The organism is Aestuariibaculum scopimerae (genome assembly GCF_059428085.1).
On record NZ_CM182089.1, the window covers coordinates 601,689 to 625,139 of the forward strand.

A 23,451-nucleotide genomic window follows, 5' to 3' on the forward strand; every position below is an offset into this window, starting at 1 on the left:
GCTGGGTGCAATAGCTTTTATTTTCTAACCCAACAAGGAACAAGACCTTGTAGACCTTGCAGATTGGCTTCTAGTATTCTAAATATTCTCCTGTGCCTATATTAAAGGTTAATGAAAAACGTAATGTATTTTCTAGCGGACTTTGCACTTTGGATGCAGAAAAGAGATAAGACAGGTCTATATTAACTACATTAGCCTTAAAGCCAGCACCTAATGCTAGAAACTTACGGGCACCTTTGTCTTCGCTTTCGTTAAAATATCCCATTCTAAAGGCAAAGGAATCTTGATAAACATATTCTGCCCCTAGGGCCCAAGTGAATTCCTTTAACTCTTCGCTAAATCCGTCGGGAGCATCGCCAAAGGATTGAAACATACCAGATAAAAAGTTTACATCTGGGTCTTTTCCTTCTACTATAATGGTTGGCTCATCACCATCTTGGGTTTCGTCGCCATCGGTATCTACATAGCCATAAACTGGTGGTGTAGGCACTAACAGTTTAGTAACCTCTGCTGTTACTGCTATTTTATTGTAATCATCGAAAATAAAATCGAACCCTGCTCCTAAGCGTAAATTGGTTGGCTGAAAGTTTTCTTCGCCCCCTTGGTCGTACTTGAACTTGGGACCAATATTTTGAAGAGCAAAGCCCATACGCCATCTACCATCAAAATCGGAATACGCTTCTATTTCACTTTGATAATACCCTGAAATATCTACTCCAAATGTACTGGCTGGTGTAGCATCGCCATCCACACCATCTAATCGTAAATCGGATCTTAGATAACGCATGGCCACAGACATGGCAAATTGATCGGTTAAACGCAAAGCATAGGAGGCATCTATGGTCAATTCATTGGGCCTTTGAATTAGTGCTTCTGAGAACTCATCGGTTACAAACTCGATATCTCCCAATGAAAAGTATTTAAAGCTAGCCGCAAAGGCACTACGCTCATCTATACGATTAAAGTAGGTAACATTCCCTAAAAAAATATCGTTTACCAATTTACTTAAATAAGGTGTATAACTTACTGCTATCCCTGATTTGGCTTCTGAAAATACATATTTTGACGAGTTCCATTGTTGTGAAAACGCATCAACAGATGTTGCTACCCCCATGTCGCCCATAGAAGCTGCTCGGGCATCGGGGGCTATTAATACAAATGGTACACCTGTGGTGATGACTCTCCTTTCTTGATTGGGGAAAACAATGGTTTCTTGTGCATTTAGTTTTAGCACGAAAATACATGCTAATAATAGTATTAATTGGTTTTTCATTTAGTATCTTTTATTTAACAAATATAATTTTTTATTAAAGTATAACAAGTTTCTCTATTTTTTCAACTTTTTTGTTGAGAAGTTCAGATTGTACGGTGAGTTTATAAATATACACGCCTTTTCCTATCTTATCACCAAAATCATCTCTACCATCCCATACAATATCCCTTGATAGTGAACTTGTTACTATTCCGCCTCCAGAGGTCTGTCCGTTTAAGGTCCTAACTAATTTTCCTGAGACCGTGAATATCTGTATTGAAACGTTTAAAGGTTGTGAACTATTGTGATTAAACCAAAATTCTGTATAGTTTACAAAGGGGTTTGGGTAATTGAGCACATTATTTATAACCAATTCCTGATCTTGATCGTAAACGACAAATTGTATTTCGGCTATAGAGGAATTGTTATATACATCCCAGGCTTTTAGGGTTAATGTATGCAGCCCTGGCTCTAAATCCCTAAACGGAAAGCTTAGCACCCCTTTTTGGTAATTGTCTACTTCGGTTTGGTAATAGTCATTTAATATATATGGATTGGTTTCGTCGCCATCTATAATAGCAACTATATCGTGCCCAACACCACTTGCTGTATTGATACCGTTGGCATCTTCGAGTTTTGCCAACAAGGTGGGCGATTCGTTGGTAATGCCTCCTGAAACAAAATTTTCATCGTTCATATACAGCGTTATTACGGGGCCTATATTATCTTCTTCGGCATTTTCGTTTAACCCTCCTACCAAAACAGTGTTAACACTGGCTCCTGCCTGATCTTCCAGTAAGTTTTCTTTCTTCGAATAAAAGCTCACTTTTCCATATCCTACAGGAATACCAATATCTTTAGGGACAATAAAATCAAATTCAAATGTACCATTGGTTACAGATGCCTGCCCCCTAAAAATAGTTTCTCCAAGCGTTTTAAAATCTAACTTAACTACTTCTCCGTTATACCTGGTACCATCATTTGCCAATGTTTGCCTTTCAATATCTTTATCGTAAATAGTGGTTGAAAGTGTACCGTTATAATTGCTCAACAAATTACCTGAAAGATCGGTAACCTCGCCTGCTAACTTTACGTAGCTTAAGGCTTTTAGGGTGTCGGTTGCTTGGCCAATAGGTACATCATTAATAGTTGTTAATCGAATATTGGGTTTGGGAAAGGCAAGTTTCATAGCAGGATCTCCAATAAAAAACACCAATCGTCTTTGGGGCTGCCCAGCAATATTGGCATTGTTTTTTGTTAGCCTTAATGCTTCTGCTATGGTTGGGTATTCGTAATCACTATAATTATCATCATCACTATACGAAAACAAATACTGTCCCAGTAAATTATTAAGTGAAATAGCAAAGCTTACAAATATTTGGCGGGTTGTGGTAATTAACCCAATGGCACCTGCTTGTTTATTCCAATAGGTGAATTCGCCCGCTGTTTGCCTATATGGGTTATCAAACTTGGTAAATTCGCAGGTAACTGTTACAAAACAGTTAAGCTTATAATAGTTTCGAAAGCCTTCTATGTCTGGTTTTAATAGAATGCGTTCTCCAGCTAGGCCATCTTCACCACCATGGCCAAAATAATTTACCACCAAAGCCCCATTATCTATAGCATTTACAAACTCTGTATTTACCTGGGGGTAACTGTCCCCTCCTGCCGAGGCTTCTTGCTTAAAGGCATCGGAATGTATTTTTACAACATTTATAAATGGTTTGTTTTGGGTAACTAAATTGCCCACGTTGTCGGTGGTTTCTTGTAAAATACCTTCCCAATCTTGATCAACATCATCTGAAACAACCACTACGTCATTACGCCAGCTACCCAAAGCTTCTTTACTGTAATAGGAATCTATTTTATCTACCAGTTCTTTGGCACGTTGTGGCGTATCGGCCAGTATTCTGCCTACTGCAATATCTAACTTATCGCTGGTAGTCATAGTGCCTTCGGTGGGGTCCATCATACCATAAAAATCATCGGATATATAAGAACTGGTTAAGTTAAAACTGTTATAGGAATGCCATGAGGGCACTATGTTGGTATTGTTGGGTATTCTATCTTTGTAATCAAAAGATCCATCACCAAACAGACATAAATATTTTATTCTCTTATCTGGTGCACTTGCATTATTGTAAACATATTTTACCAGATTTCTAATGGCTCCTATATCTTGATTTCCGGTACTAAACTCGTTATAAATCTCATTAAGTCCATAAACTTTTACATTTAAATTGTACTGGTCTCTATTAATTTGTGCCAAACGGTTTGCCTGTACCAACATATTATCTGGAGCTACAATAATATAATCTACATCTTGAAATGTTCCTTGGTTATTAATAAATACCGTACCTTTTATATTTTGATTAGCTACTGTTGTATTGGCATCGAATTCGGGCTCAAAATAATCTAGGGGCGTTACTGCTACATAAGTTTTTAAAACTCCCATAGCCACTTTAAAACTTAAATTTGATGCGCCTTCGGTATTTTCAAAACTGGTAACATTATATATGTCTGACACATCCCAAACCTCTGAAACTTGTGAGGCATTGCCAATATTATATTGTCCTACTCCCGACACCGATGCCACAGCACTGTTTTTAAACTGAAACTGCTTGTCGTAAAACATCAAAGCCCTTACGGCTTCTATCGATATATAATCTAGATAGCCTACCGCACTGGGATTCCCTTGGTTATCAAAGTTTAAATTTACTGATATGGTGGGTGTATTTACAGTAACATCGCCAGTAAACGAACTTCCATTAGCTAAATTTTGTGCCGATACTCCAGCCATTGATAAATTAGAAATGCTAGAGCCATTAACCATTACTTGCATGGAAGTTTGCGTTGTAGATCCTGCAGCTGCTACATACACTTTAAGTTTTACTGGTGTTGAAGCATCAATATCTGGAAAATTAAATTCAAAGGTTTTATTATTATCAATATCAAAACGATCGCCAAACCAACGCCTTCCCATCAATGCAATATTGTAACGGTCTATTTCATGGTACTTATAATCTTCAAACGTATTAATTTGCATATTTGCAGCCCCACTTGGCTGGTTTAATGGCTGAATGCGCTTACCCAGTCCAGAACCAACTTGAATATAATAGTATGTTTTATCGGTATAACAATTTATATTGGTATTACTTTCTTGGTTATAGCCATTGGGTCCTTGGGCATAGAATAGGATATAATCATCATTATCAAAAGTACCATCGGCCTCTCCAATAAATTTAATGGCATTCTCTTCTATGTCTATAGGATAAGGTTCGGAATTTGAATATGGAATCATACGACCTCCATTTCCGTATAACTTAATGGTTCTAGGGTCTACGGTATTAACATTAACCCCTAAACGCTCTAGGAAATTTTTGGACAATTTAAAAACACCTGTAGTATCTACATAAAACCGATACCATGTTCCTGTGCTTAGCACCGAATTTGTTACAGCATTTGTACCTGCACTTTTATTAGGGGCAATCGCTTTATTAAATGTATTACCTGAAGTATAATTTATAGTAAACGAAACTACCTTTTTAAAGGCTCCATTATTGTCCTTTATAATTGGTGATAATTGAAACAGTGCGTACCGCTTATTTCTTGCTATGGTATTTTTTAGACTAAACTTTAATTGATTAGGAATGGTATTTACATTTAAATCCTTTAAATCTTTCTTTAAAATGGTTGCATATACTACATTGCTTAGGGTTATTGATGTTTCATCTACTAAATTGGAAATATTCCATTGCTCAACAAATTGCAAACCTGAATCAAAATCGTAACTAAAGTGCGCTTTATCGAACACAGGAATTTCTATAGTATAGGAATCAGCAGTCATTTTTTGTGAAGGCTCCCAATGTATCTCGAAGCTTTTTTGTTGTGCATATAAAAAAGCACAGCTAAACACCAATATAAATGCTAATTTTTCTTTCATTGCTAAGATAAACGTTAATAACACGTTGATATTATTGAACTTTTTAGTAAAAAAACAATAAATTTATTAACTGCACCAAAAATACAATAATAAATTAGTAAATCATACGTTAATACAACACAAAACAGAGGCCAAAAACGTCAAAAACATCGACGTAATGACCAAAAAATAGGGTGAAATACACTTTTTTTTGATAAAAACACGAAAAATAACTTGCGGTGTTGGGTTTAATTCTTATATTGCAGCACCAAAATATTATTAGCTTACTTAAACGTATGGATATGAAAAACGTATTAACATTCAAGGTTTTATTAGTTTTAGCCTTAACCGTGGCTACCACTAGTTGTAAAAAATCTTCGAGTTCAAAAAACAGTTCTCGAGCTACTGGATGGCAAATTAACTCCAGAGAAGGAGGCTTTCAATATAATACAGACTTTAAAGAACAAGAGACTTCTCCTGGGTTAGTATTTGTTGAAGGCGGCACCTTTACTAAAGGTCGTGTTCAAGATGATGTCATGCACGATTGGAATAACACTCCTAACCAACAGCACGTTCAATCTTTTTACATGGACGAAACGGAAGTTACCAATGCGATGTACTTGGAATATTTAGATTGGATAAAACGTGTTTATCCACCATCTGATGAAAACTTTAGAGCTATTTACCAAGGTGCACTTCCAGACACCTTAGTTTGGAGAAACCGATTGGGCTACAATGAAGTCATGACTGAAAACTATTTACGCCACCCAGGTTATGGAGAATACCCTGTTGTGGGTGTAAGCTGGATTCAAGCTGTGGAATTCGCTAACTGGAGAACCGACCGTGTTAATGAATACAATTTAGAAAAAGAAGGCTATTTAAAGCCTGACGCCAAAATAACTGATGTAAGTGCCGATGCTACTTTTAATACAGACACCTATATTAATGCGCCTACATTAACTTATGGTGGTAATGAAGAAATTATAAACCCAGAACGAGGCAATAAACGATTTGCTAGAACTGATGCCGATGGTAATGAGACTAACATATATGCTACCAGAGAAACTGGTCTTATTACACCAAAATACAGACTACCAACTGAAACAGAATGGGAGTATGCTGCTTTAGGCTTAAGTGAAATAAGAAGTTACAACCTATACCGTGGTCGTAAAAAATACCCATGGGACGGTCAATATACCCGTAATGGAAAACGTAAATACCGTGGTGACCAATTAGCTAACTTTAAGCAAGGAAAAGGTGATTATGGCGGGATTGCCGGATGGTCTGATGACGGTGCCGATATTACAAATGCCGTAAAATCATACGAGCCCAATGATTATGGTCTATACGATATGGCCGGTAATGTTGCCGAATGGGTAGCCGATGTTTATAGGCCTATTATAGATGATGAGTTTAACGACTTTAACTACTACCGTGGAAACGTTTATACAAAAAATGCTATCGATGAAGATGGCTCTGTGAAAATAGTAACTACTGATGATATTGTTTATGATACCTTATCGAACGGTAAAATAGTTGCCAGAAATTTACCTGGTGAAATACTACAGGTTCCTGTGGATGAAAATGAAACTTATTTACGTACTAACTTTGATAAGAGTAACGAAATAAACTTTAGAGATGGTGATAGACGTTCTTCTCGTTATTTTGAAAATTTCAATGAGGAAGAAGACGCTAATATTGGAGAAGGACAGCAAACAAGAAAAATGTACAACTCTCCTAAAAATATTGTAACCAGAGATTCTTTGGGCAACCTTGTAAGACAGTATGATAAATCTAATAACAGAACATCTTTAATTAATGATGAAGTTAGAGTTTATAAAGGTGGTTCTTGGAAAGATAGAGAGTATTGGTTAGACCCTGCTCAAAGACGTTATTTTCCACAAGATATGGCTACAGACTATATTGGATTTAGATGTGCAATGTCGCGTGTAGGCTCTAAGACCAAAGCAAAACACAAAACCAAAAATTAAGAATTAGAAATTTCAAAATAAAAAAAGTCCTAGCCTTTTGGTTAGGACTTTTTTATTACTTTTATTTCTAATAAAAACTAAGGGTTATCTTTTGGAAATAGAACAATTACATGCACTTTTTTTAACGTGCCATACCGTATCTACAGATACACGTAAAATTAATAAAAATGATATGTTTTTTGCCCTTAAGGGCGACAACTTTAATGGCAATACCTATACTGACCAAGCTATAAAAAATGGTGCCAAATATTGCGTTATAGATGATGAAACATACAACAACTCCCCCAAAACTATTTTAGTAGATGATGTTCTGGAAACCCTACAGGAACTAGCTTCCTACCACAGAACGTATTTAAATATCCCTATAATAGCCCTTACAGGCAGCAATGGAAAAACAACCACTAAAGAACTCATTAATGCCGTACTAATCAAAAAATACAAAACAAAAGCTACTGTTGGAAATTTAAACAATCATATTGGGGTACCCTTAACGCTCTTATCCATGACCCAGACAACAGAGATAGGTATTGTAGAAATGGGTGCCAACCACTTAAAGGAAATCGCCCTTTTATGCAACATTGCCAAACCTGATTATGGCTATATCACTAATTTTGGAAAAGCACATTTAGAAGGCTTTGGAAGCATTGAAGGTGTTATTAAAGGCAAAAGCGAGCTATACGAGTTTCTTATACAAAACCATAAAACCATCTTTGTAAACGCCAAAGACCCCATACAGATTGAAAAAACCAAGAATGCCAATACGTTTTCTTTTGGCGAGGGCCTTGAAAATAGCATTAGCATCCATTTTTTAGAAGCTTTGCCTTTTGTAAAATGCCGTTACAAAAAACTGATCATAGAAAGCCAACTTATAGGCGACTACAACTTTAACAATATAGCCGCGGCCATTATGATGGGCAACTACTTTAAAGTTGATGATGCTGCCATAAAACAAGCTATTGAAAACTATGTACCCGCCAATAATCGTTCACAAATCATAAAAAAAGATACCAATAAAATTATTCTAGATGCCTATAATGCCAACCCTACCAGTATGCGTTTAGCTTTATTGAATTTGGAAAAACAACCTGGCCATAAAAGAGCCATTATAGGTGATATGTTTGAATTGGGAAATGACGCTGAGCAAGAACACCAAAGCATTGTTGACTTAGCTAATACACTGAGCCTAGACCACATAACCTTTATTGGTGAGAACTTTTTTAGCACTAAAATAAATTCTAATAAAGCTAAAAAATATAAATCCTTTGCAGATTTTGAAAGTGATTTTAATCCAGATTCTATTAATAACGCAACATGCTTAATAAAAGGGTCTCGAGGAATGGCTTTGGAACGCGTATTAAAACTAATGTAAAAAAGAAGATTTCACTCCTTGTTAATCTGGCTTTTTAAATCGCTCAATAATATTTCCATCTTGGCAATAATTTGCTCGTTATTTAAAGGTGCTCTATAAACTTCACCTTCTTCATTTACACGATCTTGGTTTAAATAGTCGTCTCTTAAAAGCCAATTAAGATCCGTTTCGGGAAACTCTTCAATAATCTTAGTCAAAAATTCTATAGATATTTTTTTGCCATTCAAATACTGCGATAATTGCGAATAATTCATGTCAAACTTCTCAGCTAAATCACTAATTCTGTTGTATTTAGACTTAATCAACTGACGGAGCTTATCTTCAAACTTCATTATTTGGAATTGTTAAAAATTATATAAATAATTAAATTTTAACATTTATTATTTAATTATTTGTATATATTCGTGTGTAATTTCACGCAATATAATATTAAGTTATGACAAATTTAAACAAATTATACACATATTATAATATAGATACACAGAAAGAACAAGAAGTATTAAAAGATTTACTTATTAACCACCTGCCTAAAGAATACACAGCTAAGGTTATTAAAAAATTAGCTAAAGAGAACATCATAGTCGATTCACAAACTGTAAGAAATACAAAAAGCGGTATAAGTAAAAATATAATGGTGCTAAATGCTATTATAGAGATAGCCAAAGACTATAAAGAAGCTACCGACCGCTTGAAAAGTAATTTACAAAAACAACTTTAAAATATGTTATCAGCATGAGTTAGTCACTCTATTTATGCTAGTTAATTGGGGTGCTTATGCTATTATGTGCGCCCAGTGTTGATAGTGCCAATCCTGAACTACCTCTCTCAAGTTCAGGTGCGGCACTATATTACTCTTCTATTTAAGGTGCTAGTTTTATTAGTATAAAATATAATTACACACTTATGCTTTCTAAACATATTTCTTCACAAAACAATTTGGTTATCTATTATAAGCAAAGTGATTGTCTATTATAAATAACTTGGTTATCTACTATAAGCAACTTATTTATCTATTATAAAGAACTTGTTCATCGACTATAAACAACTTGTTTATCTATTACAAACAGCTTGTTTATCTATTGAAAACTATTTTTTGGAAAATACCTTTAAAGTCAAAGCATAAAAAAATCCCAACATTATTATGATGGGATTTGTTACTTTTAAGTGGGCACAACAGGTTCATCAATATTGGTATATATATTTATGTAGCAAACACCAAGTCCCCCATAAAATTTCATTTTGAAATAGTCTTATGTTATGGATTTTCAGTTACATACGAATTCCAGACTTCGCGTTCTTTTTTCTCGAACAATTCGTTTATGATGCTTAAATTAACTTCACTTTCAGGTTTAAAACCATCTGATTTCATATAATCCAAAATACTTTTGTACAGTTGCTTTGACACCAATTCACCCTTATTTTCATCCAAATCAATACTGCATACCATAAGGTTGCCGCCATTCACTCTTGCTTCAAAAAGCATGGCTAACCTCCGGTTTAAAAACCAAGTATCTATGGGTTGCACAATCGGCCTAAAGTCTGCTGGAAAATATTCAAGGTTCATAATTTGTTGCCTATTGGCTACTTCCCACCATTGGAAATCACTGTAATAATCCGTTGGGAAATCATTAAAAACAGGATGTTCATTTTTAATTAAAATGCCTGTGGTATGTGGTGGACGCATTTTAAACCATGAGGTATTCCAAAACACCGGGGTTTGATATTGTACAATGTCTTTGCCGTTTTCAACTGTTCCAGCTGCTAAAAGCAATACCTTACCACCTTGCTTTAAGATGGTGTTGGCTTTTTCATCTAAAGTTTTGCAAATATGAATGTTTGAAGGTTCGATTTTTTCTGGTGAACTTGGATAAATCCAAATATTCCACTGGTTTTTGTAATCTCCAACCTTAACCTTTAAAATAAACTTCGCAGCTTTTTTCACAAAACCAAGAGGAACATTAATTGCACCAATTTCGTTTCCTTTTCCTATTGGGACAGAACCTGTTTTTAAATCTCCCGATTGAACGGCGGTATTGCTTTCATCCAGCAATTCCCATTTTGGTTTTACATTTTCTAAAACACTTCCGCTAAAATTGGCAACCTCTACTTGAGCGGTTAGATTTTCTGCACTTGAAAACGTGAATTTTGGTAATCTTACTAAAGGTACAACATTGTTACAAAACGCTCGAAACTCTTCGGCCGATACATAACCTTTTTCATCCCAAAAAGCATCCAAAACACCAACTAAAGCAGTGCCTTGGCCTGAAAAATCGTTTAAACTCAATAGCTGAAAACCCGCTAAATTTGGGGTTCTTAACGTGGCTTCAATTTCCTGCTTATAACAAGAGACTTGCAGTTTGCCCGAGGCCATTAAAAAATCTTTGGCTTGGTCTGCCATATGGTGGTCTGCTAAATCTTCCTGAAACAACTCGAAGTTTTTAGCCTTTAAGGATCCTGTATATTTTTTAATTTCATCAAAATTAGGGTAAGCACACCATTGTCCCATTTCAAAAGTTACATAGGGTCTATTTTGATTTTCCGTCTTGTCCCTGTAATCAAAAAGGCTTTGTGGCTGGTTGTCTTTCCACTCTAATCCACGTGGCGGTGAGCGTACAATAAAATCGCTATTATCAATAATGGCCCAACTTCTTCCCGTTGAGGCACCCGTAAAAACACGTTGTGGGTCGTAGGCTCTAAAATGCTCAACCCAGTTTTCTAAATACGGCACGTAGTTTCCAGAAGGTTCATTTCCATAGGCCATCATTACAAACGAAGGATGGTTTCCATAGGTATCGATAATACGCTTGGTTTCTTCCATAAGGTATTTGTCAATGGGTTTGCCGTTGCCCAAAGTCACCGAATATTTTGCCCAACTTGGACCTTCCACTTGCAGATAAAAACCAGCTTTATCGGCAGCGATAAATGCAGCCTCTGGCGGACAATACGAATGAAAGCGTACATGATTTAGCCCGAACGATTTGCATATATTGTAAATGCGTTCCCATGAGGCTGCATCGGTTGGCGGATAACCAGTTAATGGAAAAACGCTACATTCGGTAGTTCCTCGCAATGAAATTAAGGTGTCGTTGATTTTAAATTGCTTTTCTGCAATAGTAAACTTACGCATGCCAAATACTTCTTTTTGCGAATCAACAATATTATTTCCTTCTTTTAAACTGACTTCAAATTGATAAATATTAGGATTGAACTCGCTCCACATTTTAAAATCGTTACCCATGGGAATGGTAACCAACAATTCATTTGAAGTGTTGCTAATTTCAAAACTTAAAGTCTCAAAACTTTGCTCGTGGTTAAGTCCATCTATTTTTATATCTATAGAAAAATTTTCGGCCGGTTTGTCCAAAACAATTCTTGCTTCAACAGATCTATCTAAAATACTTGGCGCTAATTTTACCAATGTAATGCTATTACTATTTTCAACAGAAAGTGTCATATCCCCAACAATACCGTTCCAATTCCCCTGGGTATGGTCTGAAATACTATGCGAGTTGATGCCAACATCCAAATCGCGAATGGCATTATCTACTCGAACAGTTAAGGTATGTTTGCCTGTTGTTACTGCCTTGCTTGTTGCAAATTTATGTGGTACCGACAAGCTGTTATCCGACCCCATATAAATAGTGTCCAACCAAACTTGGGTTTGCCAATGCGGACGCTCTAAGGTCAATGAAATGGTTTTGCCTTTCCAGCTTTCAGGAATTTCAACTTCTTTTTGGTACCAAGCTGCGCCTAAATAGTGTTTATTGGGGGTTAACCAAAACGGAAACTTTAGACTGTCCTTTTTACGGTATTTTTCCAAAGCTGGATTAAAAAACCAGGTGCTATCGTAAATACTACCCGTCCACTCGGTCGTTAAGGTAGGGTTGTCTCCAATGCCCTTATCGCGCAAGGCACTGGGCAATGAAATGGTATCGCTAAATTTTAGGGTGAACCATTTTTCTTTAATACCAATGTTGTTTTTGTCGAGTTTGTAAGACCAAACCCCGGAAAGATTGATTTTATTTTCTTGCTTTTGGGCACAACCCGCTAATGCAAAAATTGATAAAATTAGAATACATTTATTAAGAATCTTCATAGTCGATTTATTTTGCAGTAGAACATTTAAACATACGGTTTTTTATTAACCACGTGCAACGTTTCAGTAAGTTCCTTGACACCAACATGCATGACATGTAATTTTAGAATGTCTTTTGATAACTTTTTCGCTTTACTAAAATTTTCTTTACCCAATGCCGCTAAAAACAACAAGTATTTTGCATCGACTGTATTCCGCTTTTGTATGTCGTCTTCAAACACCAACAACAAAGGTAGCGACGTAGCAAAATAATCGATTTTCGCTTCTTGCTTTAATTTTTTTAAAGCGAACTTTTCTATTTCGGTCAATAGTTTTTCTGCTTCTTCATATTGGCCCAGTTCTTTCAATGATAGCACTTTGTAATACGACAATTCTGAATATGCACTTACCGCCATGTCTATAAAATCACCAGACTCATTAACGCTTTCATTAAAATAAGCTTTTGCCTTTTTATCATTGCCCAATACTTTGTATGCCTTGCCAATCCAATAATTAATATGCGCTTTTGCTTGTAAAAGATGATATTTTTCCCCTAAATTATCAGGAGTATTTATGGATTTTTTGAAATATTCCAATGCCGATTGAGCATCGCCGTTTTCTAGAGCCTGTTGACCTAATCTTAAACAGGCATGCGTAAACTGTTTTAAAACCTGACCTTCACCGCCTTCCCACGGATGGAAATTACGGTTTTCCAATAGATCTAATGCTTTTTGATATTGCCCATCAAAATTGTAAAGCGCTGCAAGTTCCACACAAAAATCATCACGCTTAAAAACTTGGTCGCTAATAGCTTCTAAAGTTTTTAACCTGTCTTTCGGGTTATCGTTCAGTTTCTTTCTTAATTGGTCAAATTCATAATGAATTCTAATATCGTTTGGCGAATATTTTGTTGCTTTAATGAATGATTTCCTCGCCTTTTCACCTTCTCCTAAAACATTCCAATAGGCAATCCCTAAATTACGGTATAGCGTTCCGTACTTACTTTTGGCTTTAACCGCTAATTCCCAAACTTTTATGGCTTCCTTATACCGTTTTAAATTGAAAAAATAATTACCCAAACCGAAAGCTGCAATAGTATTTTTACTGTTTTTCTCCAAAACCCATTCCAAAACCAATTGTTCATAAATTCTGGAAGGAAAAACATAATCGTAAGCTGCATTTTCAATGTTTTTTAAAACACTTTCTGAGGCGTTACCATCGTTTCTTAAATTATGAATCCAAGCCAGAATAAACTTGGTCATAACAGAGCTGTTCATAGGGGTTGGCACGGCACAATCTGGTATATTCTCACTGTGATGGAGCTCTAAAAGTTTTACAGCTTCATCATAAAATCCGGCTTCAACATAATCAAAAGCGATGTCGATGATGGTTTGTGCATCGTTTCTTGAAGATTGAAGGAAATCTTTAAAATTATTGGTCACTAAGGCATACTCAAATTTAGCCCATTGGTCCAGAGCATCAAATTCGAATAAATTTTCAAGCGTGTTTTTTGCTTCGTCATATTTCCCAAATACTTTCTGTACGATAGCCCTTAAAATAAAAGCGCGGTTGTTTTGACGATTGGTATCCAGTGAATCTTCAATATGCTTTAATGCCATTGCATAATCGTTTCTTTTGCAATCAAGAACCGCCAATTGATAATAAGCCGAAGCACGCCATTCAAAATTCCAGATGGCTTTATAAAAAAGAGCATAGGCCTCTTGCTCCTTGCCTTGGTATTTACAGGCCAACCCATAGAAATAGTGCGCCTCTCCAGTTAAAGGGTTGGGGTGGTAAGTGGTTAAAATATCAATCGCTTTTTTTAAATAAGTTTCGGCACTTTCAAGCTTTCCATTTCTTAGCTCCATACGACCTAAGGCTATATGCGATTTATAAGCGTTTGGATCGCGACGGATAGCTTCTTTCCAATAAGGTTTTGGGTAGCGTGTAGGGTGGCGGTACTGCTCCAAGTGTTCACCAATCAATTCCAACTCGTTCACGCTTTCAACATTTTCGGGTTGCTTCGGCTCAAAAGCTTCTTTTCGCTCTCTATCGCTATTTATCTCCCGATGGTGGTATGCAATTAATTCTTCCCCTGCATCGTTTTCAACAATTAACGAAACCAAATGTTCTTCACCCGAACTTATAGTTTCTCGTTTATTGATCCAAGGCTCATTTGGTGAAACTGTTTCTTTAACAAAATAGGTTTCCCTATCGCCTATTTTCAATAGGATATTTAAACCTTCCATTTTCCGACTTGACGCCACACCTAAATCAAGCGTATTACCGTCTTGAATTTCCAGCCTTATGGCTAAATCGATATTGGCATTTTGTACGGGACCAATGTTTTTATAGCTCCACCAATACTGCGAAAATGTTTTGGTTTCGTATGGCAACAAATAGGTGAAATCGGGTTGGTTATCGGTATAAACACCAGCCATCAGTTCAAAATACGGGCCGCCTTCATCGGTTAATTCTCTGTCCCAAGCTTTACCAAAGGCCTCGCTGCCCCAAGTCCACTGTTTTTTTCCCGGTGCGATATGCCTATTCGCAATATGGACAAACCCTCCATGAGCCTTAAAGTCATAACCTCCAAAAAAGTCATATTTCGTATCACAAACCATATAGCTAGTAGGCACGGGAATATTCTGATATTTACGTAAATCGTTTTGTCCTGGGCGGTTTTTGTAATCTACTCCATAATAATCATTTTCCGCATTCGGAAAACTGCTCATGGCCCGAACGGCGTGGTCGGCCACATAATGCACATCTGGAGGAAAAAAACTTTCATAGTCATCGTGAACCTCAACGGCCACGTTGGCCCACCATAAAAAGGTTTGGGTTAACGGCGTTCTATTGAACAACCTACCCCGCAACTCAATTAGGGCGCTATCGGGACGAATGCGAATACCGTGCATACCTTTTAAACGGTTCATAGGGTCGTATTCAGACATCCAAACGGTTTTTGCCCCATCGGGTTCAATTTCTATATATGTATCTGTTGGTAAATATGTACCAGGTCTGTGGTGTTGCGGCCAATTAAATTCCACACCGCCGCTTAGCCAAGGGCCTGCCAAACCAACCAAAGCGGGTTTAATTACCTTTTGCTCATAGAAAAAATTGTAATCGTTGTTGGTTTTGTCTTGTGCCTGAAAAATTCTCCCTCCTATTTCTGGCAATAACACCAGTTTAACAAAGTCGTTCTCTAAAATTACGGCTTCATAATCTTTATTGGCTTTTTCATCGTACACTTTATCAATAAATGGTACGGGATAAACTTTTCCCGAAGAGCCCTGATAGATCCGTTTTTCAAAAAAAACCGGGTTTATCTCAGGTTTTCCCAACCCATAAGTTGGAATGTTGAGTTTAGTTATTTCTGCGTTAACTTTTCCGTTCATTTTTTACATTTTACGGCATTAAACCCTATCGAATAATAATATCTAGCCAATAATCTCGTGTTCAATTTCCTCCAATGATTTCCCTTTGGTTTCTGGCAAGTTTTTATAAATGAATACAAAACCGGCCAACGAAATACCTCCATAAAGCCAAAACGTACCCGAAGCACCAAAGAAATTGTTTAACAAAGGAAATGTATAGGTTAGTAAAAAACTAGACAACCAAAGAGATACAGTTGCCACAGCCATAGCTGCACCTCGTAATTTATTAGGAAAAATTTCTGAGAGCACTACCCAAGTAACCGGCCCCAAAGACATAGCAAAACATGCGATGGCCAAAACTACTAAAACCAATAGTGATACTCCTGAAACATGGAAAAAATAGGCTGCGCCTATAAGCAAATAAATACCCACTAGGCCACCTGCTCCCATAAGCATCAATGCCCGCCTCCCTAATTTATCTACCGTGTAAATGGCCACAAAAGTGAAGAAGAGATTAACGCTACCTGTAACTACAATGTTAAAGAGTGTGTCTGAAACACCATATCCAGCTGCTGAAAAAATTTCTTCGGCGTAATTAAAAATCACGTTGATACCACACCATTGCTGAAATGCCGCCAATACAATACCGATAAATAATATTTTTTTAATGCTAGGTTTTAGCAAATCATTGAAGCCTACCTTGTTATTACCTTTTGAAAGAGTGTCCCGAATACTGTTATATTCGGCTTTTGCATAATCAATACCGCCAATTTTTTCAAGTATAGACAAGGCTTTTTTTTCGGCGCCATTTTTGGTCAACCAACGGGGGCTTTCTGGAACCAGAAACATCAAAATAAAAAATAAACCTGCAATAATGGTTTCGGCCCAAAACATCCAACGCCAGCCAGTTTGACCATTCCAAGACAATAGAATATCATTGTCAGTTGCATTTACGGGCACGGGTTCCGCAATCATTAAATTTACAATCTGCGCCAATAATATACCTATAACAATGGTCAATTGATTTAGTGACACGAATTTTCCGCGCATTTTGGCCGGCGAAATTTCAGCAATGTACATAGGCGACAAATTGGACGCCAGCCCAATGCCAACACCTCCTAAAATCCGGTAAAGAATAAATACGGCAAGAGTATTTGTAGCACCTGTACCTATAGCTGAAATAATGAACAAGAAGGCCGATAATATCAATAGTTTTTTTCTTCCGTATTTATCACTAAAAATGCCCGTTGTAATGGCTCCCAACAAACATCCCAATAGCGCGCAACTCATGGCCCATCCCTGTAAATTCGGGGAATTGGCTATGCCAAAAAACTTTTCGTAAAAAGGCTTTGCACCTCCAATAACCACCCAGTCGTAACCAAATAACAAACCTCCCATAGCCGACACCATGGAAATCGTGAAGATATACTTGGTATTTAGTTTACCCATCTTTATTAATTTAGTTCTGCATTCAAAATAACTTAATTATATACACGAAAAAAATAGAACTTCATTCTAAATTATGGACTATTCTATTATATTTGATAGAAACAAAAACAACTAAGCTGTAGCGTGGAAGTAAAAAAGAAACCCTTTTCTGGTAAAATGGACCATTTTTACGGTGACCGAAGTATTGTGCTGTCTAAAATTCAAAATAAGCAAACCAAGAACAATGCCCGTATAGGCAATTTATACTTGAACTGCATAGGGTTTTATCCTCATGCCAAAAACCATTTTAGAAAACGTACAAGTGGCTGCAAAGAACATATTTTAATTTACTGTGTAAATGGTAAAGGTTATATACAAACACAAGGAAAAGACCACCAACTTATACCCAATTCCTTTTTTGTAATCAATGCCAATGAGGCCCATACTTATTGGGCTTCTTCTGAAAATCCGTGGTCTATTTACTGGCTGCATTTTGGCGGAAACAGAAGCCACTCCTTCAGTGAATTCTTCGGGAAAACACATTGTATTCCACAATCCACAAGTTCGAGGACTGATGATCGTATTAGGCTGTTTAACGAAATGTTGGATATTTTGGAATTGGGTCTTACACTTGAAAATATTGAATTTGCCAATTTAAGGCTTAACGGGCTTTTAGCATCGTTCTTCTATATTCAAGCATTTCAAGCCACTAAAGGCATTAAGAGCAGCGGCCCAGTTGAAAAAGTGATTTTCTTCATGCAAAAAAACACCAATAAGTTATTGACCATTACCGAAATGGCCGAACAGGTAAAACTATCGCCATCGCACCTTTCAAGAATTTTTAAAAACAAAACCGGTGCCTCGCCGATGGATTATTTTATCGGACTAAAGATGCAAGAAGCCATTCGTTTATTGTCTAACAAATCTTTTCGTGTCAACGAAGTTGCATTTACTTTAGGTTATACAGACCCCCTTTATTTCTCAAGGATTTTTAAAAAGCAGATTGGGGCCACGCCTACTTCGTTTTTGAAAAATTAAAGGGAAAATTACCCACGAAAGCCAAACATCAACATACTATAGTACAAGTAGTTACTCTCTTATTAGGTTAGCACTTTTCTATAAAAAAAATTATTAACCGAATTGCAGACCAAAACAAGTCAAATTAAATGAATGCCCTAAAATATTAAAACCTTGCAAATCAATAAGATATGCAAGGTCTTGTTTTCTTTGAACTATTAAAGTGGGCGCGAAGGGATTCGAACCCCTGACCCCTTGGGTGTAAACCAAGTGCTCTGAACCAACTGAGCTACGCGCCCTATAAATAGGTGTGCAAATATAAGCTAGTTTTTTAATTCGCAAAAACTTTTTAATAAAAAAAATCAAATTATTTCTGCGACTACAAATGTGCTTCCACCTACAAAAACAAAGTCGTTAGAATCGGCTTTTTGCAAAGCCATTTTATAAGCTTCATTAACAGAACTATAAGCTTCACCTTCAAGTCCGTAAGCATTAAAAATCGCTTTAAGCACATCTGCCTCAAGACCTCGTGGTATATCAGGTTTACAAAAATAATATGTAGCCTTTTTAGGTAACAGATCAATAATGGTATAGAGGTCTTTGTCATTTACAACACCAAAAACAATATGTAATGCATCATAGTGCTCTAAACCCAATTGTTTAACAGTATATGCCAACCCTTCCCTATTGTGCCCTGTATCGCATACCACTTTGGGGTGAGTTTGTACTATATGCCACCGCCCCATAAGTCCTGTATTATTTATAACATTTAAAAACCCACGTACCATATGCTGTTCTGCTATTTTAAAACCGTTTTCTTTAAGTTTTTTAATAACCTGATACACGGTAACTATATTTTTGGATTGGTAGGCACCTATTAAATCTGATTGGTAGGTTTTTGAAATCTCTTGATCGGCAAAAATAATATCTGCATGGTTTAGCTTGGCCAACTCCTTATAAACAGGTGTTGTTTCTTGCTGGGTTTCTCCAATAACCACAGGAACATTGGGTTTTATAATACCGCCTTTTTCATAGGCTATGGCCTTTAGCGTGGTACCCAAAAACTGGGTATGGTCTAAACCTATGTTAGTTATTACAGATACTTCGGGGGTTATAATGTTTGTAGAATCTAAACGTCCTCCCATACCAACCTCTACAACAGCAATATCTACTTTTTGTTTTGAAAAATACTCAAAGGCCATGCCTACGGTCATCTCAAAAAACGATAACGTATTAGCTTCAAAAAAGGCTTTATTTCTTTTTATAAAGCTTGTTACAAATTGTTTGCTTACCACTTGGCCATTTATTTTTACACGCTCTCTAAAATCTTTTAGGTGTGGTGACGTATAAAGACCTACTTTATAACCCGCTTCTTGTAAAATAGAGGCTATCATATGGCTTGTAGAACCCTTTCCATTAGTACCGGCTACATGAATGCTTTTAAATGTCTTTTCAGGAAAATTTAAGTGCTGGGCTAACTTTAATGTATTGGATAAATCTTTTCTAAAAGCAGAATTGCCTTGACGTTGATACATTGGCAGTTGCGAAAACATCCAATTGAGCGTATCTTGATAGGACATGGGCTACTGACCTAGTTTGAAGTTTACTTTAACAAAACCAATCTGTTTTGTTGGGGCATTGGGATCTGGCTGCCATTTATGGGATAACGCTATTTTTTTGGCTGGTTCTAATAAACATTGCGCCGTATTGGTAGTTCCTTTTACCCCCGGAGTGGCTTCTATAACATTTCCATTTCTATTCACAACAATCCTAACGATAACCATCCCAGACTCATTACAGTCTTGCTTAAGGGTTTGGTAGGTGGCGTTCCCTCTTCCATTTAAACCATAACCTACACCTCCACTACCTGAACCACCTGAGCCAAAATAGCTAGGTGCATATGGGTCGCCATCCAATTGCCCCTTATCGCCAGCTCTATTATCGTTACCTTCACTTCCTGTTTCGGTTCCTTCAGATTTACTTACGCCCCCAATTAAAGCATCTAACTTTCTCTTTTTCTCTTCTTGTTCGCGCTTTTCTTTGGCTATTCTTTCAGCTTCTGCTTTTGCCTTGGCATCTGCTATAGCTTTGGCTCGAGCTTCGGCTTCTTTTTGTTTTTTTATAGCAATAGCTTCTGCATTGTCGGCTGTTAAGACTTCCTCTTTGGCTTCAGAGGATTTTGAAGGTTCGGCTTTGGAAGCTTCCGGCTGTGTGGGCTCATTAATTTCCTTGGGCTCCGATTTTATAGGCTTTAAGGGCTGTACATTGCCTTTACCAAAATCTGAAGTCCCAAAATTTACCGCAACACCATATTCTACTGGTGGGTCCATGTAAGGCGCACCCACAACAAACAACAGTAACAACAGGATAACTGCTATTAGAGCTGTTAGCTTGGCTGAATTTCTTTCGTGCTTGGTTTCTAGGTACTTCATGATACTTTAAAAACTATTTGGAAAGCGTTATTTTAATTTGGTTTAACGGCCAATATCACTTTAAATTTATTTCTATTGGCAATGTCCATAACCTTTACAACATTTTCTACAGGAACCGATTTCTCGGCCCTTAAAACTATGGTTGGTTTGTCTTGTGATGAAAGTGCCGCAAGCAACTCATTCTCCAAAACACTCTCACCAACCCGTCTTTGATCTATATAATAGGTTAGATCTTTTTTTATACTTACCGCAACCGATTTTTTGTTTTCGGTTTTACCACTGGCTTTTGGCAACAATATATCAATAGCGTTTGTGGTTACTAAGGTAGATGCCAACATAAAGAATATAAGCAACAGAAATACAATATCTGTCATGGATGCCATACTAAATTCTGGCGTTATTTTATTTCTTCCTTTTAAATTCATATTAAGTAGGCTCGTTTAAATGATCTAAAAACTCTACTGAGTTTGCTTCCATTTGGTACACTACTTTATCTGTTTTTACCACTAGGTGATTATACGCCATATAGGCAACAATACCTACAATTAAACCTGCAACTGTTGTGGTCATGGCGGTATATAAACCATCAGCTAACAGTTTAATATCTATTTGACCACCTGAATTTGCTATTTCAAATATGGATAATATCATTCCAATAACCGTACCAAGGAACCCTATCATGGGGGCAGCTCCAGAAATGGTAGCAAGAATACTCACATTTTTTTCTAGGCTGTACACCTCTAGCCTACCGGCATTTTCTATAGCTGTGTTAATGTCGGCTAGTGGTTTTCCTATTCTAGATATTCCTTTTGTTATCAATCTTGAAACTGGCGAATTAACTTGAGCGCATAATATTTGAGCAGAATCTATTTTACCATGGGAAACATGGTCCTTTATCTGGTTCATAAAATTAGCATCTATTTTTGATGCTGCCTTAATGGCAAACAATCTTTCAAAATAGATATAAATAGCACCAATTAACAATAGAAATAAAAGTGCAATGATAACTTGCCCGGCAACACCGCCACTACTAATAAGCTCTATAATTGAAAGTGATTTTTCAACTGATTCTCCATCGGTAAGCACCTCTGTGCCTTCTGGTGCATTTTGTAATAGTGTATTTAGCATATATTTTATATTTCTTGATGTATAACGTCACTTTTTGTGTTAAAGTATATTATTAGAACAAAGTTCTAGTAAACATAAATGCTGCAGATCCAACAAGGAACCCTATTAGCGCAAGCCATGAAATTTTTCTTAAATACCAGAAAAAATCAATTTTCTCCATTCCCATAGCTACTACACCTGCTGCAGATCCTATAATTAACATACTACCTCCTGTACCTGCTGAAAAGGCTATAAAGTGCCATAGCTCATTATCCATAGGCTCATGAAACATTCCTAAACTTGCAGCCACCAAGGGCACATTATCTATAATGGCAGATCCAACACCCAGTAACAATACTACTAAATCTGAAACACCTTCACCAACATGTATTTCTGTACCTAACATGGGCATGGATTCTTGTAACGAATCTGCAAAGCCAAATAAAATCCCTAATGATTCTAAAGCGGCTACCGCCATTAAAATACCTAGGAAGAACAATATACTTGGCAATTCTATTTTTGACAATGAATAATGCACTGGACTGTGATGTGCATGGGCTTCGCTTTCTTCGGCGCCATATTCTGTCATACTAAATTTAGAACTACTGTAAATCTCAGCAAAAGTGGCTACAACACCTAATGATAACATCATACCTACATATGGTGGTAAGTGGGTTACCATTTTAAAAATAGGCACAAACACGATAGCACCAAGCCCTAAATAAAGCATTAAACCACTAAATTTAGATTTCTTTTTATCTTCCTCCTCCTCTTCAATATCTAACTCGCCCTTAAACACTGGTAAAAAGCTAGCTATTGTTGCTGGCACTGCCATACACAAAAAGGATGGCAGCAATAAATACCCTACTAAATGCTCGGTAGTTACTTTTTTACCTATCCAAAGCATGGTTGTAGTAACATCTCCAATGGGTGACCATGCACCTCCGGCATTGGCGGCTATGATAATTAAACCTGCATACCACAGACGGATATTCCGGTCTTTTACAATTTTTTGAAGAATTGAAATAAGTACAATGGTTGCAGTAAGGTTATCTATAATAGCCGATAAGATGAATGCCAAAATGGAAAAAATCCAAATAATCTTTGTTTTCTTTTTAGTTTTCACAAAAGCCTTAATGGTAGAAAACCCATCAAAATAGTCTATAATTTCAACTATGGTCATGGCCCCTAATAGAAAGACCAATATTTCTGCAGTCTTACCTAGATGGTGCAACAAGGTTTCTTCCATAAGATGCATTTTTTCTGCGGAAGTAAAACCTCCAAAGTTTTCTAGCAAAGCATGTTTAGAAGAATCGAACCAATTCGGGAAACTGTCTAATCCTAGCGATATTAATGCCCAGCTAATAGCCATCATGACTAACGCGGGGATTAGTTTGTCAATTTTGATATTGTGCTCGAGCGTTATAGCTAAATAGCCAATTGCAAATACTAGAATAATTACAGTTTCCATAAAATTTAAA

Annotated in this window: 15 protein-coding genes and 1 tRNA gene; 4 read left to right on the plus strand and 12 right to left on the minus strand. The window is 36.7% G+C overall.

The features are described 5' to 3' along the window. Positions 1 to 70: 70 nt before the first annotated feature. Together porV and porU are read right to left on the minus strand one after the other, a co-directional pair. The gene (porV, locus tag AC5SR4_RS02855; RefSeq protein WP_495358026.1) at positions 71 to 1,273 is read right to left on the minus strand and encodes a type IX secretion system outer membrane channel protein PorV; all 1,203 of its coding nucleotides are present in this window, start codon (positions 1,271 to 1,273) and stop codon (positions 71 to 73) included. Positions 1,274 to 1,307: 34 nt separating this feature from the next. Continuing rightward, entirely contained in the window at positions 1,308 to 5,195 is a 3,888-nt protein-coding gene (gene porU, locus AC5SR4_RS02860; protein ID WP_495358027.1) for a type IX secretion system sortase PorU, read from the minus strand. Positions 5,196 to 5,470: 275 nt separating this feature from the next. Between porU and gldJ the strand changes: the two genes are divergently transcribed. Beyond that, positions 5,471 to 7,165, plus strand: coding sequence for a gliding motility lipoprotein GldJ (gldJ, locus tag AC5SR4_RS02865; protein ID WP_495358028.1), 1,695 nt, complete (start codon positions 5,471 to 5,473; stop codon positions 7,163 to 7,165). 91 nt (positions 7,166 to 7,256) lie between these two features. Then, the gene (locus AC5SR4_RS02870) at positions 7,257 to 8,534 is read left to right on the plus strand and encodes a UDP-N-acetylmuramoyl-tripeptide--D-alanyl-D-alanine ligase (RefSeq protein WP_495358029.1); all 1,278 of its coding nucleotides are present in this window, start codon (positions 7,257 to 7,259) and stop codon (positions 8,532 to 8,534) included. A gap of 11 nt (positions 8,535 to 8,545) precedes the next feature. Here the strand turns inward: AC5SR4_RS02870 and AC5SR4_RS02875 are convergent, their stop codons facing one another. Continuing rightward, entirely contained in the window at positions 8,546 to 8,866 is a 321-nt protein-coding gene (locus tag AC5SR4_RS02875; RefSeq protein WP_495358030.1) for a helix-turn-helix domain-containing protein, read from the minus strand. 104 nt (positions 8,867 to 8,970) lie between these two features. Here AC5SR4_RS02875 and AC5SR4_RS02880 point away from each other — a divergent pair, with 104 nt between their 5' ends. Then, positions 8,971 to 9,252 (plus strand): hypothetical protein, encoded by a 282-nt coding sequence (locus AC5SR4_RS02880; RefSeq protein WP_495358031.1) that lies wholly within the window; start codon positions 8,971 to 8,973, stop codon positions 9,250 to 9,252. A 537-nt stretch (positions 9,253 to 9,789) separates the two neighbouring features. Here the strand turns inward: AC5SR4_RS02880 and AC5SR4_RS02885 are convergent. From AC5SR4_RS02885 to AC5SR4_RS02895, 3 genes are read right to left on the minus strand one after another with little or no spacing between them, the layout of a single operon-like run. Then, positions 9,790 to 12,630, minus strand: a complete 2,841-nt coding sequence (locus tag AC5SR4_RS02885) for a DUF8487 domain-containing protein (protein WP_495358032.1) — start codon at positions 12,628 to 12,630, stop codon at positions 9,790 to 9,792. A 26-nt stretch (positions 12,631 to 12,656) separates the two neighbouring features. Then, a complete protein-coding gene (locus tag AC5SR4_RS02890; RefSeq protein ID WP_495358033.1) occupies positions 12,657 to 16,007 on the minus strand; it encodes a DUF5107 domain-containing protein in 3,351 nt (1,116 codons plus the stop codon). Between the two features lie 42 nt (positions 16,008 to 16,049). Beyond that, positions 16,050 to 17,435, minus strand: coding sequence for a sugar porter family MFS transporter (locus AC5SR4_RS02895; RefSeq protein WP_495358034.1), 1,386 nt, complete (start codon positions 17,433 to 17,435; stop codon positions 16,050 to 16,052). A 123-nt stretch (positions 17,436 to 17,558) separates the two neighbouring features. Between AC5SR4_RS02895 and AC5SR4_RS02900 the strand changes: the two genes are divergently transcribed. After that, positions 17,559 to 18,452 carry an AraC family transcriptional regulator gene (locus tag AC5SR4_RS02900; RefSeq protein WP_495358035.1) on the plus strand — a complete coding sequence of 298 codons (894 nt, stop codon included), beginning with the start codon at positions 17,559 to 17,561 and terminating at the stop codon, positions 18,450 to 18,452. Positions 18,453 to 18,655: 203 nt separating this feature from the next. Here the strand turns inward: AC5SR4_RS02900 and AC5SR4_RS02905 are convergent. From AC5SR4_RS02905 to nhaD, 6 genes are all read right to left on the minus strand, one after another. Then, positions 18,656 to 18,730: transfer RNA gene (locus tag AC5SR4_RS02905), tRNA-Val, on the minus strand. A 63-nt stretch (positions 18,731 to 18,793) separates the two neighbouring features. After that, positions 18,794 to 20,011 (minus strand): bifunctional folylpolyglutamate synthase/dihydrofolate synthase, encoded by a 1,218-nt coding sequence (locus tag AC5SR4_RS02910; RefSeq protein WP_495358036.1) that lies wholly within the window; start codon positions 20,009 to 20,011, stop codon positions 18,794 to 18,796. A 3-nt stretch (positions 20,012 to 20,014) separates the two neighbouring features. Further along, positions 20,015 to 20,863, minus strand: coding sequence for an energy transducer TonB (locus AC5SR4_RS02915; RefSeq protein WP_495358037.1), 849 nt, complete (start codon positions 20,861 to 20,863; stop codon positions 20,015 to 20,017). Positions 20,864 to 20,895: 32 nt separating this feature from the next. Beyond that, positions 20,896 to 21,288 (minus strand): ExbD/TolR family protein, encoded by a 393-nt coding sequence (locus AC5SR4_RS02920; RefSeq protein WP_495358038.1) that lies wholly within the window; start codon positions 21,286 to 21,288, stop codon positions 20,896 to 20,898. A 1-nt stretch (position 21,289) separates the two neighbouring features. Then, on the minus strand, positions 21,290 to 21,991 hold the full coding sequence (locus tag AC5SR4_RS02925) for a MotA/TolQ/ExbB proton channel family protein (RefSeq protein WP_495358039.1): 702 nt from the start codon (positions 21,989 to 21,991) through the stop codon (positions 21,290 to 21,292). A 52-nt stretch (positions 21,992 to 22,043) separates the two neighbouring features. Beyond that, entirely contained in the window at positions 22,044 to 23,441 is a 1,398-nt protein-coding gene (nhaD, locus tag AC5SR4_RS02930; protein ID WP_495358040.1) for a sodium:proton antiporter NhaD, read from the minus strand. Between the last annotated feature and the right edge of the window lie 10 nt (positions 23,442 to 23,451).

Bases quoted from the DNA above. Each gene is read 5' to 3' on its own strand.
- porV (WP_495358026.1), bottom strand. From the start codon at position 1,273: ATGAAAAACCAATTAATACTATTATTAGCATGTATTTTCGTGCTAAAA.
- porU (WP_495358027.1), bottom strand. From the start codon at position 5,195: ATGAAAGAAAAATTAGCATTTATATTGGTGTTTAGCTGTGCTTTTTTA.
- gldJ (WP_495358028.1), top strand. From the start codon at position 5,471: ATGGATATGAAAAACGTATTAACATTCAAGGTTTTATTAGTTTTAGCC.
- AC5SR4_RS02875 (WP_495358030.1), bottom strand. From the start codon at position 8,866: ATGAAGTTTGAAGATAAGCTCCGTCAGTTGATTAAGTCTAAATACAAC.
- AC5SR4_RS02880 (WP_495358031.1), top strand. From the start codon at position 8,971: ATGACAAATTTAAACAAATTATACACATATTATAATATAGATACACAG.
- AC5SR4_RS02885 (WP_495358032.1), bottom strand. From the start codon at position 12,630: ATGAAGATTCTTAATAAATGTATTCTAATTTTATCAATTTTTGCATTA.
- AC5SR4_RS02890 (WP_495358033.1), bottom strand. From the start codon at position 16,007: ATGAACGGAAAAGTTAACGCAGAAATAACTAAACTCAACATTCCAACT.
- AC5SR4_RS02895 (WP_495358034.1), bottom strand. From the start codon at position 17,435: ATGGGTAAACTAAATACCAAGTATATCTTCACGATTTCCATGGTGTCG.
- AC5SR4_RS02910 (WP_495358036.1), bottom strand. From the start codon at position 20,011: ATGTCCTATCAAGATACGCTCAATTGGATGTTTTCGCAACTGCCAATG.
- AC5SR4_RS02915 (WP_495358037.1), bottom strand. From the start codon at position 20,863: ATGAAGTACCTAGAAACCAAGCACGAAAGAAATTCAGCCAAGCTAACA.
- AC5SR4_RS02920 (WP_495358038.1), bottom strand. From the start codon at position 21,288: ATGAATTTAAAAGGAAGAAATAAAATAACGCCAGAATTTAGTATGGCA.
- AC5SR4_RS02925 (WP_495358039.1), bottom strand. From the start codon at position 21,991: ATGCTAAATACACTATTACAAAATGCACCAGAAGGCACAGAGGTGCTT.
- nhaD (WP_495358040.1), bottom strand. From the start codon at position 23,441: ATGGAAACTGTAATTATTCTAGTATTTGCAATTGGCTATTTAGCTATA.